The sequence below is a fragment of the Aeromicrobium yanjiei genome (assembly GCF_009649075.1).
Lineage (GTDB): Bacteria > Actinomycetota > Actinomycetes > Propionibacteriales > Nocardioidaceae > Aeromicrobium > Aeromicrobium yanjiei.
In genome coordinates this window covers 1,517,316-1,540,707 of the sequence record NZ_CP045737.1, presented here as the reverse complement: position 1 = coordinate 1,540,707, position 23,392 = coordinate 1,517,316, and the positions used below count along the sequence as shown (strand labels likewise).

Below are 23,392 nucleotides of genomic sequence, written 5' to 3'. Positions count from 1 at the left end.
GTCATGGAGCCCTCACCGAACGCCCGCACCGTTCAGTCGTACGAGGAGATCGCGGTCGCCTACGCCGAGGAGACGTCCGGCGGCGGCGCCTTCACCGTGCCGCTGGCTCGCCTGGCCGAAGCCGTGCCGGCCGGTCATGTCCTGGATGTCGGATCCGGCCCGGGCTGGGACGCGGACGAGCTCGAGGACGCCGGCCTGACCGTTCGGCGCACCGACGTCACCCAGGCCTTCATCGACCTGCAGCGGGCGCGCGGCAAGGACGTCGACCGGCTCGACGTGATCGCGGACGACCTCGGCGGCCCGTACGACGCGGTGGTCGCGCTGCGCGTGCTGCAGCACGTCGAGCCCAAGGATCTGCCCACCGTGCTGAGCAAGGTGGCGGGCGCCCTGCGTCCGGGCGGCCGGTTCCTGGTGTCGACTCCGCGATTCGCGGGCACGGGCTGGGAGGTCGGTGACTCCGGCAGGACCTACTACCGAGCGCCTCGGACCGAGGACGAGTTCATCGAGGCGCTCAACGCCGCGGGGCTGGCTCCGGAGTGGACCGAGCACTCCCCCGAGGACGACGGCTGGCTCATGCTGCTGGCCCAGAAGTCCCCCGAGTAGTCGGTTTCCCACGGTCCCGTGGGAAACCGTCACTCCCCGCGGGTCTCAGCAAGGGGGAAGTGAGAAAGACGCGCGGGGAGCACGCCGGCGAGGCGCGGGGACGCGGCGGGGAACCCGATACCGTCTGGGGGTGGCCAGCACTCGTCGATCCAGCAGCCGGCGACGTGGCGGGACGCGACCGCAGCAGCCGTTGCCGGTCGCCGGGCCGGGCGAACGGGTGTGGGTGCTCGACGTCCCGTACGGGACACAGGTCGACGGCGCCGGCTGGCACCCATCGGTCAAGGCCCATCTGTTCGTCGGACGTGACCTCCCCGAGCACCTCGCGCCGTACGCGCCGGGTCCGTACACGCTCGGTCGGTTCATCGAGAACTCGCTGAACCCCGACGATCCGACACCGAACCCCGAGGCGACCGGTGATCTCGAGCCGCGCCGGATCCAGTTCGAGGCCGCCGACGCGATCGCCGAGCGTGCCGCAGCGGGCGGGCGACTGTTCCTCCTGGCCGACGAGCCCGGCGTCGGCAAGACGATCTCCGCGGTCCTCGGCGCGACCGCGGTGGGCGATCTTCGCGGTGCGGCGCGAGTGCTCGTCATCGCCGACCGGCCGGCCGCCATCACGATCGGCCACTGGTGCCGGACGATCACCGCGCTGGGCGACGGCGGCCTGGAGTGGGTCGTCACCACGTGGGACCGGCTGGACAAGGTCAAGGACCACGCGTGGGACGTCATCATCGCGGACGAGGCCCACGCGCTGCGACGGACGACGACGAAGCGGTGGAAGCTCTGGGCCCGGATCTCGGGCCACGGACGCCCGCACGACAAGGCGCCGTTCGTCATCGCGACGACCGCGACGCCCGGACACACGCCGCTCGAGCTGCCATACCTCGCTCCGGCCTACGCGCAGGCGCTCGGCGAGCCGATGAAGGAGTGGACGTCGGCGACCCAGCCCGCCGCCGCGTTCTCCACCGCGCTCGAGCGCCACGGCGTCGGGGTGGAGCGAGGACGCTACGGCGCCACGTGGACCACCGACGCGGCGCGGCGCGCGGCAGACCTCAAGCTGGTACGCGGCTGGCTCGCCGACGAGCGCCCGCCCGCGATGCTGCACCGGGCGGCGGCGTGGGGGCCGGTGCCGATCTCCGGGATGCCGGTGGCGCTCACCCCGGCGGAGCGGACCGCGTACGAGGCCGAGTGGGGCGAGTTCTGCCGCGAGATGGACATCGCGCGTCGCGGCCGCAGCGTCGCGAAGGGCCGGGCCGCGCTGCTGCGCTTCCGGCAGAAGGCCGGGCTTATCCGCGTCGACTCGACCGTCGCGTGGATCGCCCAGCAGGTCGAGGCCGAGCGCCAGGTCGCGTGCTCGGTCGAGTTCGTCACGACCGCTGCCGACCCCATCGCCGACCGGCTGCGTGACTCCGGTCTCGAGGTCGCCACGATCTACGGCCGAGACCGGTTCGACGCCGAGGCCGAGCGGGTCCGGTTCCAGACCGGACAGGCCAAGGTCTGCGTCTTCACGACCGTCGCCTCGATCAGCCTGCACGCCGGCGAGACCCTGGCCGGCGGCGGCCGGGCCAGCACCGAGCCCCGGGTGGGCATCTTCCACCAGGCCCGGTTCTCGGGCATCGCCGCACGACAGGTGACCGGTCGCACCCACCGCGACCACCAGGTCTCGCCGTGGCACATCGCGTACGCCGAGGGGACGGTCGAGGAGCAGGTCAGCCAGGTGATGGTGGAGCGGATCGCCGCCGCCTCCGACACCGTGGGAGGCGACACCTCGGGCCTCGCCGACGTCGCCCAGCTCCTGGGCGCCGACTGGCTGCCGCCCGCGACGCTGACCGAGAGCAGCGCCTGAGCAGTCAGGCCGGGCGGGCGAGCTGGTTGACGGCCCAGCCGAACACGGCCGGCAGCCGTTCGGCGGCAGGGACGATGGAGGTACGGACGAGGGACGCACGAGTCGCCGTGACCAGTCCCGTGGTCATCAGGTCGTGGCGCCGTGTGAGCCGCCGCCAGTCGCGCTCGTACTGCTGGGGTCTGCCGTCGACGACCGCAGCGATCGCGGCTCGGGCCTGCGCGAGCCCCAGGGCGATCCCCTCGCCGGTGAGCGCATCGACGTAGCCGGCGGCGTCACCGACCAGCAGCACGTGGCCCCGCACGCGACGGGTCGACGTCTGCCGCAACGGGCCGGCCCCTCGTACGTGCCCGGTCGCCGCGCCGTCGAGGCGTTCGAGCAGCCGGGGATGGTCGGCGAGCAGGTCGTGGAACGCCCTCCCCCGCTGACGTGTCAGGATCGCCACGCCGACCTGGCCGTCGGCGGTCGGTGTCACGTAGGCCTCCGACGACGGCGCCCAGTGCACCTCGACGAAGTCCGTCCACGGGGCGATCGCCGCATGGGCGCGTTGCGCGTACCGCCGGGGCATGCGGCTGACGCCGTCCAGTCCCACCGCGCGACGGGTCGGCGAGTGCAGACCGTCCGCGGCCACCAGGAACCTGGCGGGTGTGCCGTCCGCGAGCACGTGGTCGCCACGGTCCCGGACGTCCTTCACGGCAGCCTCATCCACCTCGACGCCGGCGGCCGAGACCGCCTCGGCCAGCGCACGGTGCAGCGTCGTCCGTCTCACCCCCCTGCCCGTGCCACCGCGGAAGGGCGCCTCGACCGCACGCGTCGCGTCCATGTAGCGGATGCCGACGAGGGGACGCCCCTGCAGCTCGACACCGAGCTCCTGCAGGCCAGTGACAGCGCCCGGCATGAGCCCCTCCCCGCACGCCTTGTCGACCGGACCTCGGCGCGGCTCGCGCACGACGACGTCCAGGCCCGCGCGCGCGGCGAAGAGTGCCGTGACGAGTCCGACCGGCCCTCCCCCCGCCACGACGAGGTCACGCATCAGCCGGCGGGCTGCGCGGCCGGCAGCGTGCGGAGGGCGGCCGACTCCACGCGCAGACGTACCGTCAGGAGGGCGGCGTCCAGCACCGTGAAGACGACGGCGGTGATCCACGCGTCGTGGACCATGGGCAGCGCGACGCCCTCGACCACGACGACGACGTAGTTGGGATGCGTCAGGACCCGGTAGGGGCCCCGCCGCACGGGCGGCGTGCCCGGGACGATGATCACCCGCGTGTTCCAGTGCCGGCCGAGCGCCGCGATGCACCACCACCGGCCCGCCTGGCAGAGGATGACGACGGCCAGCATCGACCAGGCCAGGACACCGGGGACGTCCGGCCGTCGCCACCACGCCTCGACGAGCATGCCGACCAGGAAGAGCGTGTGGAGCGCGACCATGACCGGGAAGTGGCGCTGGCCGCTCTCGACCCCGCCGCGCTCGAAGCTCCACTCGGCGTTGCGTCTCGAGACGATCATCTCCGCGACGCGCTCGAGCGCGACGAGGACGACGAGGACCGTGAACGCCAACAGGCTGGTCACGCAGCCACCCCCCGCACCAGCACCAGCTCGGAGCAGAACCCCGGGCCCATGGCCATGAGGATCCCGTACGCGCCCGGTTTCGGGGGCCGCTCGTCCAGCGTGTGCATCAGGACGTGCAGCACCGACACGGACGACAGATTGCCGATCGTGGCCAGGGACTCCCACGTCAGGGCGACGTCCTCGTGGCTGAGGCCGAGCGTCCGTTCGAGCGCCTCGATGACCTTCGGCCCGCCGGGGTGGCACACCCAGAAATCGATGTCCGCCCTCGTCAGTCCGTGCGCGTCCAGGAACTGGTCGACGTCGCCGCCGACGTACTTCTCGACGACGGCCGGCACCCCGGCGTCCAGCACGATGCGCAGCCCGGTCGACCCCACGTCGAAGCCCATGACGCGTTCGGAGTCCGGGTAGAGCCTGCTGCGCGAGTCGAGCACCTCGATCGTCGCGGAGCCCGAGGGGACGTTCTCAGGTCGTCCGGACGCAGACCCACGCGCGACGACGGCGGCGGCGCCGTCAGCGAAGAGGCCGCTCGACACGAGGTTGGCCACCGACACGTCCGAGCGCTGCACCGTGAGCGAGCACAGCTCCACCGAGACCAGCACCGCCACGTCCCGGGGATGCCCGACGAGGTGGTCGTGGAGGCGGGCGATGCCGGCCGCCCCGGCCACGCAGCCGAGGCCGAAGATCGGGACCCGCTTCACGTCCGGGCGAAGTCCGATCGCGGACGCGATCCGTGCGTCCAGCGACGGGACCGCCACACCGGTGACGGTCGTGGTCACGATCAGGTCGACGTCGGACGGCGTCAGACCCACCGCCTTCAACGCGTCGAGGAGCGCGCGGGACCCCAGGGCGACCGCATGCTCGATGAACAGGTCGTTCGAGTGTCCGAAGTCCTCGACGGCCGCGTAGTCCTCCAACGGCAGCACGAGGTGACGCTGCCGCACTCCCGCGTGACTGTGGAAGCTCCGCAGCTGCTCACGGTCGAGTCTCCCGTCGCCGACGATGTTCACGAAGGCGTCGGTGATGTCGTCCTGTTGGTAGCAGTGGTCGGGCAGTGCGCCACGCACCGAGAGAATCTGCACGCGCGTTCCCTTCCGTCGAGGGCGCCGCGACGCAGTGCCGAGGTTTTCATGGTCACACGGACCGGTCGACGCGACATGTCGAAACCGGCGGGGAGACGGGACGTCTGGGCATCCGGGCCGCTCGCGAGTACGTTCGCAGTCATGACCGTGGAGCAGCTCACCGTACCGATGGCCGATGGCACCGGGATCGCCGCGACGCGACGCCGGGGAGCCGGGCAGACAGTCGTCCTGCTGCACGCCGGCGTCGCCGATCGTCGCGCATGGGAGGCGGTGGGCGAGTCGCTGGAGGCCGACGGGCTCGACATCGTCGCGTACGACCGGCGCGGCCATGGCGACACACCGGCAGCCGACGAGTCGACGACGTTCACGCACGTCGACGATCTCGTCGCGGTGCTCGACGGGCTCGGCATCGGTCGTGCGGTGGTGGTGGGCAACTCGATGGGCGGCGCGCTCGCGCTCGACGCGGCCTTGCTGCATCCCTCGCGGATCGCCGGGCTCGTGCTCATCGGTGCGGCGGTCTCCGGAATGACCGACGACGACACCCCCTTCGACTGGCAGCTCGACCCCCTCACGGCGGCACTCCTCGAGCCCGCCGAAGACCCCGACGCCGACACCGAGGCCCGGATCGCCGCTCTCGCCCACCTCTGGCTCGACGGGTCCGGCGCCCCGGCGGGGCGAGTGGGCGGGCAGCCGCGTGAGCTGTTCGCGACGATGAACCGGCGCATCCTCGAGGTCGGGGCACCCGAAGACGCGGGCGATGCCGGCGTGGACGCCTGGACCCGCCTCGGCGAGGTGTCCGTCCCGACGCTGTGCGCGTGGGGCGATCTCGATCTTCCGCCCGACCTGCCGTTCTACGAGGAGACGGCCCGGCGCCTCGCGCAGGGGCCGGGGCGGGTGCTCCCGGGCGTGGCCCACCTGCCCGGGCTCGAGCAGCCCGAGCTGGTCGCGGACCTCGTGCGCGAGGTCTTGCGCCGCTGAGCCGGCGGGCGCGGTACGGCAGGATGTCGTCCCATGGCAGCCTCGGGACATGACGAGCGTGAGCTCACCGCGACGTTCTTCGCGCTGCGGGTGGGCCTGGTCGTCGCCGCAGTCTTCGTGCTGCTCGCACCGGTCCTGCTCCTGGTCGTGCAGGGCGAGCTGCCGCCGACGATCTCGGACTCCTGGTGGACGGACGCTCGCACGATCTTCGTCGTGGGGGTCTCGGCCGCGTCGTGCCTGCTCGTGGTGGTCCGGGGCGACAGCCTCACCGAGCAGACCCTGCTCAACCTCGCCGGCGCTCTCGGCTTCGTCGTCGCATCGGTTGCGTGCGTCCCTCGGGACGAGAACGGCGCACCGCTCGCTGTCTACGACCCCGACGTCGTGCAGCTCAACCGGTTCGCCCTGATCGGTCTGCTCACCATCGGGCTCCTGGCGTGGGTGGTCGGCGCGCTGCTCCCCGCGGCGATGAGGGGCCCGGACTGGCGGGTCGACGGGTGGCCTCGCCGCATCCTGACCGGCGCGCTCCCTGCGCTGCTCCTGGTCGGCGTCGTGGCATTCGTCGTCGACGGCGACGCCCTCGCCAGGCACGCCCACAGCCCGGCGGCCGTCGCGATGTTCGCGCTGCTCGGCCTCGTGGCGATGTTGCGCACCACCCGCGGCGCGCACGTCCTCCGGCGCATCGGCGACATCCCGACAGAGCGGTCCCTCACCTCGATGCGCCTCTCACCGAGCCCTGGCTCCGCGGTCCCGCTGACGCGCTTCGATGCCCTCTACACGGTCGTGGCGACGTCGATGCTCCTCATCGAGATCATCGCCGTCGTGCTCTTCCTGACCGTCGAGGAGCCCGGCTGGTTGCTGTTCGTCGAGACCGCGCTGCTTCTGCTGTTCATGGTCTTCTGGATCGCCCAGACGCGGGAGGCGTGGCTCGCCCTGAGGGACCCGCCGGCCGCTTGGCGGGTCTAGCCCTCGCCCGTTCGACCGCCGGGACGACCCACGCGTCGAGTGCTGCTGCGTCCGGCAGATCTGCTCCGGCGACCAGCACCACGCCGCCCATCGTCCGCGCGCCCATCGTGGCCCGTCGGGCGCCCAGCGCGAGTGCCTGCTCGACACCGTCCGTGCCGACGTGGACCATGAGGTCGTCGTCGCCGGCACCGACGGCCATGTGGGTGTTCACCGTCCAGCACAGGCCACCGAACATCGCGATCTCGCGGCACCCCTCCGGCGCGGCCGCGTCCTCCACGGCCGAACGGATCCTGGCGGCCAGCGCCTCGTCGTACGCCATCGCTCCCCCTCGGATCGCCGTTTCGTCCTGACGCGGTCAGGACAGGCCGACGATCGTCCCGTCGTCGAGGAGATCGATGCGCGAGGCGGCGGGGACGGCCGGCAGGCCCGGCATCGTCATCACGTCGCCGCACACGAGCACCACGAACCCCGCCCCGGCCGAGAGGCGGACCTCGCGGACGTGGAGATCGTGGCCGGTCGGCGCCCCGAGCGAGGCCGGATCGGTCGAGAACGAGTACTGGGTCTTGGCCACGCAGACGGGCAACCCGCCGTACCCGTCCGCCTCGAGACGATCCAGCCGCCTCCGGGCCTTGCCGTCCCAGGTCACGCTCGAGGCCCCGTAGAGCCGATGGGCGATCGTCTCGGCCTTCTCCTTGAGCGGCAGCCCGTCGGGGTACGTGAAGGAGAAGGTCGACGGACCGGACGTCTCGATCAGGTCGAGCACCCCCTTGGCCAGATCGGTCGCGCCGACGCCGCCGTCGACGAAGTGGGTGGCGGGATGGGCCTGGACCCCCAGCTCGCCGACCAGCTCGACCACGCGGGCCACCTCTGCGTCGGTGTCGGTCGGGAAGCGGTTGAGCGCCACCACGCACGGGATCCCGTAGACCTCCCGCACGTTGCGCAGGTGTCGGGCGAGATTCTCCATGCCGCGCTCGACGGCATCGAGGTCCTCGACGTGGAGATCTGCGGCGGCCACGCCGCCGTGGAACTTGAGCGCCCGGACCGTGGCCACCACCACGGCGGCGTCCGGACGGAGACCCGACTTGCGGCACTTGATGTCGACGAACTTCTCCGCGCCGAGATCCGCCCCGAAGCCGGCCTCCGTGACCACGTAGTCGGCCAGCCGCAGGGCCGCCCTGGTCGCGACGACCGAGCTGCAGCCGTGCGCGATGTTCGCGAACGGTCCGCCGTGCACGAACGCCGGTGTGTGCTCCAGGGTCTGCACGAGATTGGGGGCCAACGCGTCCCGCAGCAGCACGGCCATCGCCCCGGCGGCCTCGAGATCACGGGCGGTGATGGGCCGCTTGTCCCGGGTGTGGGCGACCACGATGTCGCCGATGCGACGCTTGAGATCGGCCCACGACTCGGTCAGGCAGAAGATGGCCATGAGCTCAGAGGCGACCACGATGTCGAAACCCTCCTCACGGGGGTAGCCGTTCGCGGGGCCGCCGAGCCCGACCGTGACATCGCGCAGCGCGCGGTCGTTGAGGTCGACCACCCGCTTCCAGTCGACCGACCGCACGTCGATGCCCAGTGCGTTGCCGTGGTGGATGTGGTTGTCGATCAGTGCCGCGAGCAGGTTGTTCGCCGCGGCGATCGCTGCGAAGTCACCCGTGAAGTGCAAGTTGATGTCGCTCATCGGCACCACCTGGGCCCAGCCGCCCCCTGCGGCCCCGCCCTTCATGCCGAAGACCGGACCCATCGACGGCTCGCGAAGGCATGCCATCGTCGTCAGCCCCAAGCCGCTCAAGGCGTCCGCCAGCCCGACCGTCGTCGTGGTCTTGCCCTCCCCCGCCGGTGTCGGTGACATCGCCGTCATCAGCACGAGCTTGCCGAGCGGCCGGTCCTGGAGGGACTCCAGGAAGCCGAGATCGACCTTGGCCTTGTGGTGCCCGTACGGCACCAGGTGGGCCGGGTCGATCCCCAGCTCGTCCTGGGCGACCTGGGCGATCGGGCGAAGCTCGGCCGCGTTCGCGATCTCGATGTCCGAGAGCATTCAGTTCCTCTCCTTCGTGACGCCCATGCGGCGCAGCAGCTGAGAGCGGCCCTCGGAGTCGGGCAGCTCGCGGACGTTGGACTCGACGTTCATCCGGGCGACGGCGGCCCCGGCCCTCGCGACCTCGCCGGCCGCGACCAGGTCCGACCGCAGCCCGGGCCTGGCGGCCGGCCGCAGCTGGTCGATCAGGACCAGCACCTCGATCACGGTCTCGACGACCTGCGCCTGCGGCTCGGAGGCTGCCAGCAGGGCCGCGTCGATCGCCGCGCGTCGGCCCTCGTCGTCGGCCGGGGCGCCCCACGCAACGGCCACGGCGCCGAAGGCCCGCTCGTCATCGACCACGAGCTGCTGGGCCCGGAGGAGGAGCGCCTCGGCCCGCTCGACCAGCGCGGCGTCCTCGCAGTAGCGCGCGACCATCGCCACGAGTGCCGCGGCCTGGGCGGCGCACAATGCCGCGACCGCGCCGCCCGCCGGGGTCGGCGTCCGCGCGGACAGATCAGCGAGGAACTCCGTGACGGTCCTGGCGTCCACGTCCGCGTCGCTCACCATGGGCCCACGCTAGTCCCGCGCGCGTCCTGCGCAACCCCTTTGCGACATGGCGTCCTTCGTCGGCAGTGCGGCCGAGGCCAGGAGGCCGATCTTGTCGGCCGCCTCGCTGCCGGGGTCCGGGTGGTAGACGACCAGGTGCAGGCCCTCGGTGCCGCCGATCGAGAGCCACTCACGGTTCAGCGTCATCCCCCCGACCTGCGGATGGTCGAACCGCATGGGCGCACCGAACTGCTTCTTGATGTCGTGGCGGGCCCAGAGCTCACGGAACCGCGGGCTCGCGAGCGACAGCTCGCCGACGAGCTCGATGAAGCGCGGGTCCTCGATGTCCGGGCCCACCGAGTGGCGCAGGTTCGCGACCAGGCACTCGGTGGAGCCGCGCCAGTCGGGGTAGAGCTCCTGCTGCTGGGGGTCCAGGAACATGTCGCGGAGCTGGTTGCCGCCGACCGCGAAGCGCGGTGACAGGGCGACCGCCACCGGATTCGAGACCAGGACGTCGAAATAGCGTCCCTCGACGTACGCGGGGTGCGGCATCGAGGCGACGAGCGTGGCCATCCCCGGCGGCACGGTCTCGGTCCGGGACCGGCGCGGACTGCGCCGAGGCCTGTCCCCCACCAAGGTCATGAGGTACGCGAGGTGGTCGTCGTCGAGCTGCAGCACCCGTGCGATGGACTCCAGGACCTGCACGGACGGATTGCGGTCGCGGCCGCGCTCGAGGCGCAGGTAGTAGTCGACGCTGACGCCCGCCAGCATCGCCACCTCCTCGCGGCGCAGGCCGGCCACACGCCTCGTCCCGGAGTCGGGGATTCCCGCGGCCTGAGGTGTCACCAGTCCGCGGCGGGCCTGCAGGAATTCACCCAGGGTGTTGGGCCGGTTCGTCATGGGTCCACGGTAGGCCCGCCGGTGGGATCGCGGGAGGTCCTGTCACACCCCTGGAGCGCGGCGGTACTGCCTGACGTCCCCCGCCGTCCCTAACGTCGTGGACGGCCCTCGTGGGCCACCGACACCGAAGGAATCCCATGACCATCACCCTCATCACCGGCGCCAACAAGGGCATCGGCCTGGAGACCGCCAAGCAGCTCGTCGCCCTCGGGCACACCGTCTATCTGGGGGCGCGCGACCGCGAGCGCGGCGAGAAGGCGGCAGCGGAGGCGGGCGGCACGTTCGTGCAGCTGGACGTGACCGACGAGGACTCGGTCATCGCCGCGCTGGCCTCGATCGAGGCGGCCGAAGGCAGGCTGGACGTCCTGGTCAACAATGCGGGCATCTTCGGCAGCTGGACCCCCGACGGCCCGACCGCGCTGCGCGTGTTCGACACCAACGTCGTCGGCATCGTCCGCGTCACCGAGGCAGCGCTCCCGCTGCTGCGCAGGTCCGAGCGGCCGGTCGTGGTCAACGTCTCCAGCAGCCTCGGCTCGTTCTGGGCCGTCACCGACCCCGACCGTCCCGAGTTCACGATCCCGGCCGCGCTCTACGCCGCGTCCAAGTCGGCGGTCACGATGCTGACCGTCCAGTACGCCAAGGCCGACCCGGACATCAGGTTCAACGCCGTGGAGCCGGGCCTCACCGACACCGACCTGACGGCCGACCAGAGCGCCGGGCGGCCCGCCGAGGAGAGCGCGCGCTTCGTCGTGCGATGGGCGACCATCGGTGCGGACGGGCCCACCGGCACGCTCCAGGACGAGTCGGGCGTCCTCGCCTGGTAGCCCGAGCCGCCCGACGGGCGTAGATTTCGACGATGGCCGAACGTGCAGATGCCACCCGGGACGCGCACTTCCTCGGCCCCGTCCCGGACCTCTATCAGCGGCTCCTGGTCCCGATGATCTTCCAGGGAGCCGCCGACAGCCTCGCGCGTTCCGTGGCAGGACTGGCTCCGGCGACGATCCTCGAGACGGCGGCAGGCACGGGCGCGCTCACCCGCGCGATGGTCCGCCACTGTCCCGGGTCGGTCATCACGGCCACCGACCTCCACCAGCCCATGCTCGACGCCGCCGCCGCGATCGGTGCTGACGGTGGCTCGGTGACGTGGCAGCAGTCCGACGCGCTCGATCTCCCGTTCGGCGACCGGACCTTCGACGTCGTCGCGTGTCAGTTCGGCGTGATGTTCTTCCCCGACCGGGTGCGGGCCTTCCGCGAGGCCGCCCGCGTCCTGAAGCCGGGCGGATCGTTCGTGTTCAACACCTGGGACCGCATCGAGCGCAACGAGGTCGTGCACGTGATCCAGTCGGCCCTCGTCGCGGCCGCCCCGCACGATCCGCTGGTCTTCATGAGCCGTACGCCGCACGGCTACTTCTCGCCGGCGCAGATCCTGGGTGACCTGGAGGCGGCCGGCATGCCCGGCGCGACGATCCATGCCGTCGACGCGACCGGGCGCACGACCGCCTCGGAGGCCGCGGCGGCCTTCTGCGGGGGCACACCACTCCGCGCGGCGATCGAGGCCCACGACTCCTTGAGCCTCGACGAGGCACGGGCCATCGCCGAGGCCGCCCTCGTCGCGCACTTCGGCGCGGGACCGATCGACGGGCCCATCCGCTCGTTCGAGGTGGTCGCGCGGCCGCCGACGTAGCGCGGCCGGCCTCGCTCAGCCCGGCGACCGCGCGGCGTTCGCCTGGGCTCGCCTGTGCAGCAGGGCCCGCTCGCTGCCGTTGCTGGTGCGCGAGGCCGCCTCGGCGAAGGCCTCGCTCGCCCGCTCGTGCAGGCCGGCCCGCTCGAGCAGATCACCCCGGACGCTCGGCACGAGGGGTGAGCCGGCGAGCGCGTCGGGTCCGAGGGCGTCCAGCACGGCCAGCCCGGCAGTCGGGCCGTGGGCCCGGCCGTGGGCGACGGCTCGGTTGAGCTCGACGACCGGCCCCGGCGCGACCTCGGCCAGGACGTCGTAGAGGGCCGCGATCCGTCGCCAGCTCGTGTGCTCGGGCTGCTTCGCCTTGGCGTGCTGCGCAGCGATCGAGGCCTGCAGGAAGTACGTGCCGACCGGTTTCCCCCGCCGCGCGAAGGCCTCCGCCCGCTGCAGCGCGGCCAGGCCGCGCCGGATGAGCAGGTGGTCCCAGCGCGTCCGGTCCTGGGCCTCCAGCAGCACCGGCATCCCCGACTCGTCCAGGCGAGCGGTCGTCCGCGAGCCCTGGAGCTCCAGCAGTGCCTGCAGCCCGAGCACCTCGGGCTCGTCCGGCGCGAGCGCGGCGAGCATCCGCGCGAGCCGCGTCGCCTCGTTCGACAGCTCGGGACGCATCCAGTCCTGGCCGGCCGTGGCGGTGTAGCCCTCGTTGAAGATCAGGTAGATCACGGCCATGACGTCGTCCAGCCGTCGGGTGCGTTCCTCCCCCGTGGGCAGCTCGAGCTCGACCCGCGCCGTGGCCAGGGTCTTCTTGGCCCGGGAGATCCGCTGGCCCATCGCCGACTCGGTGGTGAGGAAGCCGCGCGCGATCTCGGCGGTGGTGAGGCCGCCGACCAGTCGCAGCGTCAGCGCGGCGCGGGACTCGGCGGTCAGGGCGGGGTGGCAGGTCAGGAAGATGAGCCGCAGGACGTCGTCCTCGATGTGGTCGACCTGGGCGTCGAGATCAGGCATGGCCTGCTCCTCTCCCCTGGCACGGCCCACCTCGGTGACCTTGCGCCGAAGGACCTCCGCACGCCTGAAGTGGTCGATGCCGCGCCGCTTGGCGGTGGTCATCAGCCACGCGCTCGGGTTGTCCGGCACGCCGTCGGTGGGCCACTGCTCGAGCGCAGCGACCAGCGCGTCCTGTGCGAGGTCTTCGGCGAGCTGGACGTCGCGGGTCATGCGCGCGAGAGCCCCCACGAGGCGGGCCGACTCGGCCCGCCACGCGGTGACGATGGCCTCGCTCACTCGCCGGGCGCCTCCGGGCCGGTCGAGATCTGACGCAGGGTCGAGATCACGGTGACCTCGGGCCAGTGCTTCGCGTGCAGTTCGGCGAACTCCTGCTGATCGGCCACAGCGTCCTCGAGGGACTCGTAGTCCAGGATGGCCCACCCGCCGACGACCTCCTTGGCCTCCGCGTACGGCCCGTCGACCCGGCTGACCTCGCCCTTGTGCGACACGAAGTTCACCGCGTCCTCGGTGCCGTACAGCCCTCCGCCGTCGAGGAAGACCCCGTTGGCGGCCTGCTTGCCGATGTAGGCGTCCATCGCCTCGAACAGCGCCTGGGGCGGTGTGCCCACGCCCTCTTCCATCCTCACCAATCCCATGAACCGTGGCATGCCGATCACTCCTTGTGGTTGCTGGCGTTGCTTCTCGCACAGACGTCGAACCACCGCCAGGTCTTTCGACATCGAACCACGAAATTTCTTCGCTGTGACCGTCTCAGGTGCCGCAATAGGTGGTGTAGCGGCCGAAGTCCTGGGGCGCCGGAGCCGCGAAGCGTTCCAGGCCGGGACGCTCGTCGAAGGGCTGCCGGACGGCCTCGACGAGCCGTTCGAACGGATCGAGGTCGCCGGCCGTCGCGGCGTCGAGAGCCTCCTCGACCAGGTGGTTGCGCGGGACGTAGACCGGGTTGGTGCGGTCCATCAGGTCTGGGTCGGGCCCCAGAGCCCTCCAGCGCGCGAGCCAGTCGTCGATCGAGGCCAGGTCGACGACGAGGCCGCGAACCGGCTCGGCGTCGCCGCGGGCCGCTGCGCCGAGAGCCCGGAATCCGGTGGTCCAGTCGACGTGACCGCCCCGAAGGAGCTCGAGCAGCTCCTCCCCCAGCTGTGCTGCGGCAGCGTCCTGCCCGGTCGGCGCGAGCCCGATCTTCGCCCGGAGACCCGCGGCGTACGTGGCCGCGTACCTCGATCCGAAGGTGTCGAGCGACTCCATCGCCATCGCGACGGCAGCGTCCTGGTCCTCCGCGAGCAAGGGCAGGAGCGTCTCGGCGAACCGGGCGAGATTCCACTGCGCGACGGCCGGCTGGTTGCCGTACGCGTAGCGGCCGTCGACGTCGATCGAGCTGAAGACCGTCGCGGGGTCGTACGTCTCCAGGAACGCGCACGGCCCGTAGTCGATGGTCTCGCCGGAGATCGTCACGTTGTCGGTGTTCTTGACGCCGTGGACGAAGCCGACGAGCATCCAGCGCGCCACGAGGTCGGCCTGTGCCACGACCACCGCCTCGAACAGGGCGCGGTACGGGTTGTCGGCCGAGGCGGCATCGGGGTGATGGCGCTCGATCGCGTGGTCGGCCAGGCGCCGCAGCAGCTCGAGGTCACGGGCCGAGGCGACGTACTGGAAGGTGCCCACCCGCAGGTGGCTGCTCGCGACCCGGGCCAGGACGGCACCCGGGAGCAGGGTCTCGCGTCGGACCCGCCTGCCGGTGGCGACCACGGCCAGGGCGCGGGTCGTCGGCACACCGAGGGCGTGCATCGCCTCGCTCACGACGTACTCGCGCAGCATCGGCCCGACCGCGGCGAGGCCGTCGCCGCCACGTGAGAACGGTGTGCGCCCCGACCCCTTCAGGTGGAGATCGCGCGGACGTCCCTCACGATCGGTCAGCTCGCCCATCAGCAGCGCCCGGCCGTCACCGAGTCGCGGCGAGTAGCCGCCGAACTGGTGACCCGCGTACCCCTGCGCGACGGGGGTGGCACCCGGGGGCACCACGGTCCCGGTGAGCAGGCCCAGGCCGTCCGGGGCCCGCAGCGCCTCCGGGTCGAGGCCGAGCTCGGCGGCCAGGCGGTCGTTGAGCGCCAACAGCTGGGGGGCCGGCGTCTGCTCGGCCTGCCACGGCAGCGCCAGCTCGGGCAGCTCGGTCGCGAATCGGTGGGTCAGGGGGAACGTCACAGGAGTGGTCGTCACCTCGTCCAGCGTACGGGCCCCGCGCGAGGCCCGCTGGGACCGACGATGAGGGCTTCGGGTAGCCGTGGCTGCCTGAAACCCTCATCGTCCGTCCGCCCCGGGAAGCACGATGAGGGCTTCGGGTAGCCGTGGCTGCCCAAAACCCTCATCGCTGGTCCGCCCGGAGGGCTCGAGCGAGGTCAGCGGTGGGACCTCAACCAGGTCCGGACGTCCTTGACGACCTGGCGGTCGGGGTCACCGAACTCGGGTACGAACTTGCGCGTGAGGTTCATGGTGTGCGCCATGCCCGGATAGATGATGACCTCGTGGTCCTTGTTGTTGCCGGCCGCGCCGATCGCGGCATCGGCGGTCAGGGCGACCCGTGCCGGCGTCTGCAGATCGTTCTCACCGTTGAGCAGCAGCGTCGGTCCGGAGAACTTCGGCAGCGCCTCGGTCACCGTCGGGAACCGTGCGATGTCCGCGACGTACTCCTGCAGGTCCTCCAGGCCCGGGACGTCCGGGTAGTTGTCGATCCCCGTGGCCTTGCGCAGGACCGCGCCGGCCTCCCCGTCGATCGCGATCTTGCCGTCCTTATTAGTGTCCGTGCTGGCTTGGATCCTGTCGCCGTCGAGCAGGACGGGGCGGATCTGGTCGGCGAGGTCCTTCGGCTGGCCGACCAGGCCGTCCACGGCCTCCGTCCGGGTCAGCTGCCCGTCGGCGTCGACGTCGAACTCGTCGTGCATCTGCAGCAGCAGGCGACCGTAGAGCTGCAGGGTGAGCAGCTCCTTGATGTCCTGCCCGACGACCCCCATCGCGATGACGCCCGCCGGCTTCGGGATGCCGTACTTCTTCGGGTCGGAGGCCAGGTTGGCCGCCACGTTCGTCCCCTCGCTGTGCCCCAGCAGGAAGATCTTCGAGGCGTCCACCTTCGACGAGGCGGCGCCGAACCGGATCACCGACGCGGCGTCCTTCTGGATCTGCGCGTAGGGGTTCTCGGGGTTCAGCTGGTTCTGTTCCTTGCTCTCGACCGGCCCGATGCCGGTGACGCCGCGCTTGTTGAAGCGCAGGGTCGCGAAACCCTCCCGCGAGACGCCCTGGGCCAGCGGCAGGAACGTCGCACCCTTGCCGCCGGGCAGCGTCTGGTTCATGTCGTTGTGACCGCTCCCGTGCAGCATGACGACCAAGGGCAGGCGCTTCTTCGCATGGGTCGGATAGGTGAGCTCGGCCTTTGTGACCCACCCTTTGCCGAGGTCGATCCTGACCTGCTTGCGGGTGACGCCCTCCCAACCGGATGCCTTCGATGAGGAGGCGGATGGCCCGTGGTGCGGCGCCTTCTCCGTCACGCCTGCGCTGGCCGCACCCACACCTCCTGCGAGCAGGAGGGCGGCGGTGAGCCCGATGGTCAGCTTGCGGTACTTCGTCGATGTGGTCATGCCATCGACGCTATGGCGGCAGCGCTGGCCGTTCGATCCCGTCAACTACCCACTCTCGGTGCAGCAGGCTGTACTGCGGGGGCTCGGGTCGCGGTGGTCGCGCCGATGAGGGCTAACGGTTGCCGGAGCAGCGTCAAACCCTCATCGTGGGCTCCCCTGGCTGCCGCGGCGGGCACTAGCATCCATGTCGGCCTTCCGCCGAACGGTGAGCGCTGGTCCTTCGACGAATGACGAGGTGCACGATGTTCTTCCGCCGCAAGCGACACGATCACCCACCACGCGTGGCGACGTTCCGTCCGTCGCGCGCCAGCCAGCAGCAGGAGAACACGAGGCTCCGGTACATCGCGGTCCTGCCCTCGCTGCTGCTGATCGGCGGAGTCACCGTCGGGGTGCTGTCTGCCGACGACCGCCGTGCGGCCCTGCTGACGTACGGCGGGCTGCTCGCCGTGGCCGGCCTCATCGCCGCGCCGATCATCGTGGTGCTGTCGGCCCGCAACAGGATGCTGTTCGCCAACAGCTCCCTCACCGTGACGCCCGAGGCAGTGACACACGTCGACCGTCGGGGCAGGCCGACCACGTTCGACCGTAGCGACCCCACGCTGACCTCGCTGCTGACGTGGGTCGAGCCGACCGCGCTCCCGTACGGCGGAGTGTTCCCGCCGAAGACGCAGCTGCTGTTCATCGCCGACAGCACCCGACAGGTCCGAGTCGCCGGAAGTGACTGGGAGACGGACGACCTCAGGTCCGTGACGGAGGCTACGAACGGGCACGCCGCCGAAGGCGTCAGCACGGCGCGGCAGGTGAACGAGGCGATACCGGGAGCCATGAGCTTCCGCGAACTGCGTCCCTTGACGTTCGCGTTGGCGGTCGGCTTCGGCTCTGTTGCTTTCCTCCTGATGGTGATTGTCCTGATCGCGTTCTTGCTGAGCTGACCGCGACGTGGCCCCTGTTGACCAAGGGTGGGTGGTGGTCCGGATGTGCGGTGACGGCGGTGGCTTTACGCCCGCTGCGTGCTGGCCACCGGCTGTCGGCACGTGCGGATGTCGAAAACTCACGTCATTTCCCCGCGAGTGAACCAGCGGTTCGGCTCACGTCAGCAACGGCTGAGTCCTGACACGACGAAAGCCCTCACCGATCCCGTGCGGGCTTCTGGCTGTGGGACCACTTCTCTCGTCGTGGCCATCGCGCGGGGCGGACCGCCAGGAAGCAAGTACTGGATCCTCGGTGTCTCGGTGCGTTGATGTTCTCCTCGAGGGACCGCGAACGGTCCGTGACGGTCATGGATGGGGTGACCCGCAGTCATGCCCCTACCGTGGGTGCCTCGGTGCCGTTGATGTGCGCCCCGGGATGAACCGTGATTTGGTTGTCGCCATCATCGATGAGTCGGCCCACGATCGTGCCGTGCACGTCGACCGTGCCGTCGCTGACCACGAGGTCACCGGCGATCGTGCCGGCCACCGTGACCGAGCCTGCCAGGACCGTCACGTCTCCGGTCACTGTGCCGTGCACCTCCAGTTTTCCGCCGCGGACTTCGCACGAGCCAGCGACCGTGCCTTGGACGTCGACGTCGCTTCCGTCGTCCACGATGAGGTCGCCCTCGTGCTCATCTGTGATCACGTCCATGGGTCGCCTCTCTCACGGGTGGTGCGATCGACGTTACCCTCCTCGCTGGCACTTTCCTCGTCCTCGTGGTTCTCGGCGCGGATGTGGTCGGCGAGCAAACAAAATCGTCGTCGAGTCCAACGTCTGCCTGCACTCGACGCAGGTGCCGGCGGTGTAATCGGGCCGGATCCGCAGACCGCGCGCCCGCGTCTTTCCCCGCAAAGGGTCTACCGGCCAGTCTGTCGCGATCGCCGGAATCCACATGCCCGGAATGGGCTGCGAGCGCGGGAGAAAGTGTCGGTGGCCACCACTAGTTTTGAGGTATGGCCATCACGACAGCTCCGACCACTGAGTCGCTGTCGGATGCCGTACGACGCCAGGCCCGGGCTGAGGCTCACACCGTCCAGACGATGCTCGACTACCGGGACGCCGAGATGGCACGCACTGCGCAGATCGAGTCGTCACTTCGGCGCAAGATCGAGCGGTCGGCGATCGCGTTGACGATCGGTGAGGCGACCGGGATGTCCGAGGTGCAGATCCATCTGCGGCTGTCGATCGCCGACCGCGTGCGCGAGAAGACGCCCCTCGTGTGGGAGGCATTCGTCGACGGGCTGATCGACTTCTCCCGGGTCCGCGACATCAGCGCGACCATCGAGAAGCTGCACCGTCAGGAATCCATCGACCGGCTCGACGACCGCGTCATCGGCTACGCGACCAGCCACACCGGGGCCGAGCTGCAGCAGTGGCTGCGCCGGTTCGTCCAGCGGGTCGAGTCCGACCTCGCCACCGAACGAGCCGACGCCGAACGGGACCAGCGGCACGTCTCCGTAACCCACGGGGACGACTCGATGTCCTGGCTGAACGCCTACCTGCCCTCCCACCAGGCTGCGGCCATCGAGGCGCGTCTTCGCAAGGAGGCTCGCAAGTCCGCAGACCCTGACGACGACCGCACCGTTCCCCAGCGTGAGGCCGACCTCCTGGTCGCCTGGTGCACCAGCTCCGACTCCGTCACCTCAGCTGTCGATGCGAACATCGCCGTGACCGTCGGAGCGGACGTCCTTGCCGGTGCGACACCGGGGTTCGCGGAGTCCACCGACGGCGCCTGGGCTGTGCCCGCATCCTGGCTCGCGGACGTGATCGCGACCGGCAGCACCTTCTGGCATCGCATCGTCGTCGACCCGGTCACCGACGACGTCCTGGCCCACGAATATGTGGGCAGGTTCGCCCCCGACACCCTCGCTCTTGCGCTGCAGTTCCTCCACGGTGTGTGCCAAGCACCCGGCTGCATGGTGCCCTCGGAGCGGTGCGATCTCGACCACCGAATACCCCACCCCGCCGGGCCCACCAACGGAGACAACATGGGACCGCTGTGCCGACGACATCACAACCTCAAGGGCCACGGCCTGCTGCACTGGTCGACCAGCCCACCCCAACCGCCACCCGAGCCCCTCGTCATCGAGCTCTACCCACCCCGGACCGACTTCGTGATGGAGTACGTCGCCGCCTGAGCGCGGATGCTCCGCGCCAACGTCGGGATCATGATCGCTGCCGGGCGGGGTTCATGCCCGTCCCCGCCGGCAGAACTGATCACCGGGGCGTCGCGGTGTCGCTCCTTCTGCAGGTGAGGAGCAGACCGACGACCAGCTCGTCACGGATCAGCCCCACGATCGTCTCCTGCTGGGACTCGGCGCGCTGCCAGCGTTCGTCGTCGCGGTGGTCGCGCTCAACCACTTGCTCGACCTCCGTCGCAGCCTGGTCCCAGTCATCCGGGGTCGCCGGGACGTCGGCGAGCGGCGTCTCCGCGACGACCGTGAGTCCGGTCGCCGCCAGGTGGTCGAGGAGCTCGGACCGGCTCGGGAACGAGTTGCCCTCCGGCTGGTCAGGCAGGGACTCGACCCCCCGGGTGTAGACGAGCAGGCCGACCGCACCGCCGGGGACCACGGAGCGCCGCAGCTCCTCGAGGTACGTCCGCTTGTCCTCGATCGTGCACAGCACGCCGAGGGACCAGGCCGCGTCGAACGTCTCGTCCGCGAACGGCAGCCTGAGGCCGTCGGCGACCGTGGTGGGGTGGTCGAACAGGCGCACCGCGGCTCGGCAGGCGCCCTCCATCGGCTCCGCCAGGACGGGACGCACCCCGTAGCCACGGGCGACGTACTCGGCCGGGCCGCCGACGCCCGCGCCGGAGTCGAGCAGGCGCATGCCCGGCTCCAGCCCCATCGAGGTGGCCAGCCAGTCGAGCCCGGCCGGGCTGCCGCTGCCCCGGCACGCGGCCGGCAGGGCGTGGTCCTCACCCAGCTCCTCGACCGCGGACGCCGTCCACCACGCGACGGTGTCGAACTCGTCGACCATGGGTTCTGCCTCGCTCATGCACCCTCCCGGATCAGATGACCTGTCTCAGCCTTGACCTGCGCCCCGGCCAGCGCCCCGTCGCCGGAGGCCAGCCCGGAGAGGTTGACCCCGGCCACACCGTCGATGGCCAACAAGGCCCGCGCCTCGTCCAGGGCCGTCTCGATGCCCGCCGACCGTACGTCCGCGGCGCCGAGCACCTGCGCGACCTGATCGGGATCGAGGTGGAGCCCGGGGAAGTTCTGCAGCACGCGGGCCGAGCGCTCGTCGGTGTAGAGGGCCACCGCGGCGATGACCGGGATCGTCAGGCCGAGGTCGCGGGACGCAGCCACGAAGGTGGCGACCTCCTCGGCGGTCCCCACGTGGTTGAGGACTGCCAGGTGGGCCCCGGCGTGCTGCTTCTGCACCAGGCGCGCGGGGCGGAGGCGCTGTGGGACCGCCGACGGCGCCTCCGGCACGGCGACGGCGTGGCCGGCCCGGGCTGCTAGCGCGGCGAGCTGCGTGCCGTCGAGGTCGAACACCTGGGTGACGTCCGGGCGTACGCCCTGGGCCCGGCCGTCCCCGGTCACGCACAGGACGCCGTCGACGCCCGCGACCGCGAGGCCGGCCAGCTCCTGCTCAAGCACGACGCGGTTGCGATCGCGGCACGCGAGGGTCACCCACGGCACTCCCCCGGCCTGGGCGATCAGCGCCGCCATCAGTGTCGGCGGGAAGTCGGGTCGGTTCTGGTGCTCCCCGACCAGCACGGCGTCGCACGAGTCGGCGAGCGTCCGCGTGACCTCGGCCAGGCCGTCCGGGTCGTACGCCGGGATGGTCAGGTCCGTGAGCACCACGGGCCGGTGCTCCGCAGCCTCCAGCAGGGCGCTGCCCGGGGTCGTCGACGGCAGCAGCTCCCGCTCCCACCGCACGGTGTCCGCGGCAGGGCCGGCGAACGGGCAGGGACGCGGGTCGATCTCGCACGACGCGTCGTCGCGTACGCCACCGCACGGGCCGAAGGTCATCGCCTTCGGGCAGGAGGTGGCAGAGGACACCTGCCAGATACTAGACCGGGACCAGCCAACCGGCAGGTCGCCGCGGGGTGATCAGCCCGCGGACCGTTGCGCGATGCGACTACGCCCAGGAGCGTCGCGCGACGACCAAGGGGTACGACCACGTCATGGTCAACTACGCCTTCGAACCCCACCCGATCGTCCGACTGCTCGAGAAGCCCGCTGCCGAGTTCACCTGCAACGATCTCGTCCACGCCGCGGAACAGCTGGAGCTGCGCCAGGTCAACCTGCGTTATGTCGGCGGCGACGGGCGGCTCAAGACGATCGCCTTCCCGATCGACTCGCAGGACCACCTCACCGAGGTGCTCATGCAGGGTGAGCGGGTCGACGGCTCGAGCATCTTCCCGGGCGTCGGCAGCGAGGCCAGCGACGTCTACATCGTGCCGCGTCACCGCACCGCGTTCGTCAACCCGTTCGGAGAGCGTCCTTCGCTCGACGTGCTGTGCTCGTTCTACGACGAGGACGGCAAGCCCTTGTCGTACGCGCGTGAGCAGGTCGTCCGGCGGGCGTCCGAGGTGCTCACCGAGGACACCGGGATGGTGCTCGAGGCGTTCGGCGAGCTCGAGTACTACCTCGTCGACGAGCCCGAGCGGGTGTTCCCGGTGGAGGAGGAGCACGGCTACCAGGAGTCCTCGCCCTTCTCCAAGGGAGAGTGGGTACGCGAGGAGGTCCTGGGGCATCTGGCGAGCATGGGCATCAAGCTCAAGTACGCCCACGGGGAGGTCGGCAACATCCTCGAGGAGGACCGCCAGCTGGTGCAGCACGAGATCGAGTTCTGGCCCGTGCCGATCGAGCAGGCCGCGGACGCACTCGTCATCGCCAAGTGGGTCGTGCGGGAGGTCGCCTACCAGCACGGCCTGGAGGTGACATTCGCCCCGTCCGTCAGCGGTGAGGGCGCCGGCAGCGGACTGCACGTGCACAGCAGGCTCGTGCGTGACGGTGCCAGCGCGATCACGGACGACGGCGGTGTCAACGACACGGGACGTCAGCTGATCGCGGGCTACCTGTCGATGGCGAAGGCGCTGACGGCGTTCGGCAACACCGTGCCGACGTCGTACCTGCGCTTCACCGAGGGCGGCGAGTCGCCCGAGGGCATCTGCTGGGGCGAGACCGACCGCACCGGTCTGGTCCGCGTGCCGCTCGCCTGGGGAGGCGGCGTGCTGCCCGGAATGGTTGCCCACGCCAACCCCGGCAGCTCCGAGCCGATCCCCGAGCAGGACATCCACCCGCAGACGGTCGAGCTGCGGCTCGGCGACGGCTCGGCCGACGTCCACCTGCTCCTCGCCGGCATGGCCGTCGCGGCCAGGCGCGGGCTGCGCGACCCCAAGAGCCTGAAGCTGGCCGCGCGTCTCAGCACCGAGGACCACAGCAAGTTCGAGCAGCTGCCGGAGTCGTGCGCCGAGTCGGCCGATGCCCTCAAGCGCGACCGGGCGGCCTTGGAGGCCGACGGCGTCTTCCCGCCCGACCTCGTCGACGCGGTGATCGAGGGACTGCGAGCCCACGACGACGCCAAGCTCTTGAAGAAGGCCGCCAGGAACGACGAGACCCGAGAGGAGCTCGTGCGGCGCTACTGGCACGTCGGCTGAGCGGGGTCGGC

23 protein-coding genes are annotated in these 23,392 nt (G+C 71.1%); 9 read left to right on the top strand and 14 right to left on the bottom strand.

What is annotated here, in order from left to right; genetic code table 11:
* Nucleotides 1-3 precede the first annotated feature (3 nt).
* Nucleotides 4-603, top strand: coding sequence for a class I SAM-dependent methyltransferase (locus GEV26_RS07625; RefSeq protein ID WP_153652515.1), 600 nt, complete (start codon nt 4-6; stop codon nt 601-603).
* A 130-nt stretch (nt 604-733) separates the two neighbouring features.
* Nucleotides 734-2,446 (top strand): DEAD/DEAH box helicase, encoded by a 1,713-nt coding sequence (locus GEV26_RS07620; protein ID WP_243839016.1) that lies wholly within the window; start codon nt 734-736, stop codon nt 2,444-2,446.
* A 4-nt stretch (nt 2,447-2,450) separates the two neighbouring features.
* Here GEV26_RS07620 and GEV26_RS07615 read toward each other — a convergent pair whose 3' ends face one another.
* The 3 genes from GEV26_RS07615 to GEV26_RS07605 are packed head-to-tail and all read right to left on the bottom strand — an operon-like array spanning nt 2,451 to nt 5,328.
* Nucleotides 2,451-3,476: an FAD-dependent monooxygenase gene (locus tag GEV26_RS07615; RefSeq protein WP_153652514.1), complete on the bottom strand. Its 1,026-nt coding sequence runs from the start codon at nt 3,474-3,476 to the stop codon at nt 2,451-2,453.
* A complete protein-coding gene (locus GEV26_RS07610; protein ID WP_153652513.1) occupies nt 3,476-4,012 on the bottom strand; it encodes an isoprenylcysteine carboxyl methyltransferase family protein in 537 nt (178 codons plus the stop codon). The genes GEV26_RS07615 and GEV26_RS07610 overlap by 1 nt, the downstream gene beginning before the upstream one ends.
* Nucleotides 4,009-5,328 carry a type III polyketide synthase gene (locus tag GEV26_RS07605; protein ID WP_279586774.1) on the bottom strand — a complete coding sequence of 440 codons (1,320 nt, stop codon included), beginning with the start codon at nt 5,326-5,328 and terminating at the stop codon, nt 4,009-4,011. The genes GEV26_RS07610 and GEV26_RS07605 overlap by 4 nt, the downstream gene beginning before the upstream one ends.
* Here GEV26_RS07605 and GEV26_RS18035 point away from each other — a divergent pair.
* Complete coding sequence (locus tag GEV26_RS18035; RefSeq protein WP_243839014.1) at nt 5,233-6,069, top strand: alpha/beta fold hydrolase; 837 nt, start codon at nt 5,233-5,235, stop codon at nt 6,067-6,069. The two genes, GEV26_RS07605 and GEV26_RS18035, sit on opposite strands and share 96 nt — an antisense overlap.
* A gap of 33 nt (nt 6,070-6,102) precedes the next feature.
* Nucleotides 6,103-7,032 (top strand): hypothetical protein, encoded by a 930-nt coding sequence (locus tag GEV26_RS07595; protein ID WP_153652510.1) that lies wholly within the window; start codon nt 6,103-6,105, stop codon nt 7,030-7,032.
* Here the strand turns inward: GEV26_RS07595 and GEV26_RS07590 are convergent.
* From GEV26_RS07590 to GEV26_RS07575, 4 genes are read right to left on the bottom strand one after another with little or no spacing between them, the layout of a single operon-like run.
* A complete protein-coding gene (locus GEV26_RS07590) occupies nt 6,956-7,351 on the bottom strand; it encodes a TfoX/Sxy family protein (RefSeq protein ID WP_153652509.1) in 396 nt (131 codons plus the stop codon). The two genes, GEV26_RS07595 and GEV26_RS07590, sit on opposite strands and share 77 nt — an antisense overlap.
* Before the next feature lie 36 nt (nt 7,352-7,387).
* A complete protein-coding gene (locus tag GEV26_RS07585; RefSeq protein WP_153652508.1) occupies nt 7,388-9,067 on the bottom strand; it encodes a formate--tetrahydrofolate ligase in 1,680 nt (559 codons plus the stop codon).
* Nucleotides 9,068-9,616: a cyclodeaminase/cyclohydrolase family protein gene (locus GEV26_RS07580; RefSeq protein ID WP_153652507.1), complete on the bottom strand. Its 549-nt coding sequence runs from the start codon at nt 9,614-9,616 to the stop codon at nt 9,068-9,070.
* 9 nt (nt 9,617-9,625) lie between these two features.
* The gene (locus GEV26_RS07575) at nt 9,626-10,495 is read right to left on the bottom strand and encodes a helix-turn-helix domain-containing protein (protein ID WP_153652506.1); all 870 of its coding nucleotides are present in this window, start codon (nt 10,493-10,495) and stop codon (nt 9,626-9,628) included.
* 137 nt (nt 10,496-10,632) lie between these two features.
* Between GEV26_RS07575 and GEV26_RS07570 the strand changes: the two genes are divergently transcribed.
* Nucleotides 10,633-11,319, top strand: a complete 687-nt coding sequence (locus GEV26_RS07570) for an SDR family NAD(P)-dependent oxidoreductase (RefSeq protein WP_153652505.1) — start codon at nt 10,633-10,635, stop codon at nt 11,317-11,319.
* 32 nt (nt 11,320-11,351) lie between these two features.
* Nucleotides 11,352-12,179: a class I SAM-dependent methyltransferase gene (locus tag GEV26_RS07565; RefSeq protein ID WP_153652504.1), complete on the top strand. Its 828-nt coding sequence runs from the start codon at nt 11,352-11,354 to the stop codon at nt 12,177-12,179.
* Between the two features lie 15 nt (nt 12,180-12,194).
* On the opposite strand, the gene GEV26_RS07560 is transcribed toward GEV26_RS07565, so the two are convergent.
* The 4 genes from GEV26_RS07560 to GEV26_RS07545 form a co-directional block, all read right to left on the bottom strand.
* Nucleotides 12,195-13,451: an RNA polymerase sigma factor gene (locus GEV26_RS07560; protein WP_243839012.1), complete on the bottom strand. Its 1,257-nt coding sequence runs from the start codon at nt 13,449-13,451 to the stop codon at nt 12,195-12,197.
* The gene (locus GEV26_RS07555) at nt 13,448-13,810 is read right to left on the bottom strand and encodes a YciI family protein (RefSeq protein WP_279586779.1); all 363 of its coding nucleotides are present in this window, start codon (nt 13,808-13,810) and stop codon (nt 13,448-13,450) included. The genes GEV26_RS07560 and GEV26_RS07555 overlap by 4 nt, the downstream gene beginning before the upstream one ends.
* Before the next feature lie 115 nt (nt 13,811-13,925).
* Nucleotides 13,926-15,386: a protein adenylyltransferase SelO gene (locus GEV26_RS07550; protein ID WP_153652502.1), complete on the bottom strand. Its 1,461-nt coding sequence runs from the start codon at nt 15,384-15,386 to the stop codon at nt 13,926-13,928.
* Between the two features lie 179 nt (nt 15,387-15,565).
* On the bottom strand, nt 15,566-16,798 hold the full coding sequence (locus tag GEV26_RS07545; protein ID WP_153652501.1) for an alpha/beta hydrolase family protein: 1,233 nt from the start codon (nt 16,796-16,798) through the stop codon (nt 15,566-15,568).
* A 281-nt stretch (nt 16,799-17,079) separates the two neighbouring features.
* On the opposite strand from GEV26_RS07545, the gene GEV26_RS07540 reads away from it, so the two are divergent.
* Nucleotides 17,080-17,730, top strand: coding sequence for a hypothetical protein (locus GEV26_RS07540; protein WP_153652500.1), 651 nt, complete (start codon nt 17,080-17,082; stop codon nt 17,728-17,730).
* Nucleotides 17,731-18,097: 367 nt separating this feature from the next.
* Here the strand turns inward: GEV26_RS07540 and GEV26_RS07535 are convergent, their stop codons facing one another.
* Complete coding sequence (locus tag GEV26_RS07535) at nt 18,098-18,421, bottom strand: hypothetical protein (protein WP_153652499.1); 324 nt, start codon at nt 18,419-18,421, stop codon at nt 18,098-18,100.
* A gap of 302 nt (nt 18,422-18,723) precedes the next feature.
* On the opposite strand from GEV26_RS07535, the gene GEV26_RS07530 reads away from it, so the two are divergent.
* On the top strand, nt 18,724-19,908 hold the full coding sequence (locus GEV26_RS07530) for an HNH endonuclease signature motif containing protein (RefSeq protein WP_153652498.1): 1,185 nt from the start codon (nt 18,724-18,726) through the stop codon (nt 19,906-19,908).
* 79 nt (nt 19,909-19,987) lie between these two features.
* On the opposite strand, the gene GEV26_RS07525 is transcribed toward GEV26_RS07530, so the two are convergent.
* Entirely contained in the window at nt 19,988-20,767 is a 780-nt protein-coding gene (locus GEV26_RS07525) for a class I SAM-dependent methyltransferase (protein ID WP_153652497.1), read from the bottom strand.
* Nucleotides 20,764-21,777 carry a methylenetetrahydrofolate reductase C-terminal domain-containing protein gene (locus tag GEV26_RS07520; RefSeq protein WP_153652496.1) on the bottom strand — a complete coding sequence of 338 codons (1,014 nt, stop codon included), beginning with the start codon at nt 21,775-21,777 and terminating at the stop codon, nt 20,764-20,766. The genes GEV26_RS07525 and GEV26_RS07520 overlap by 4 nt, the downstream gene beginning before the upstream one ends.
* Nucleotides 21,778-21,824: 47 nt before the next feature.
* Here GEV26_RS07520 and GEV26_RS07515 point away from each other — a divergent pair, with 47 nt between their 5' ends.
* On the top strand, nt 21,825-23,381 hold the full coding sequence (locus tag GEV26_RS07515; RefSeq protein WP_243839009.1) for a glutamine synthetase beta-grasp domain-containing protein: 1,557 nt from the start codon (nt 21,825-21,827) through the stop codon (nt 23,379-23,381).
* Nucleotides 23,382-23,392: the final 11 nt, after the last annotated feature.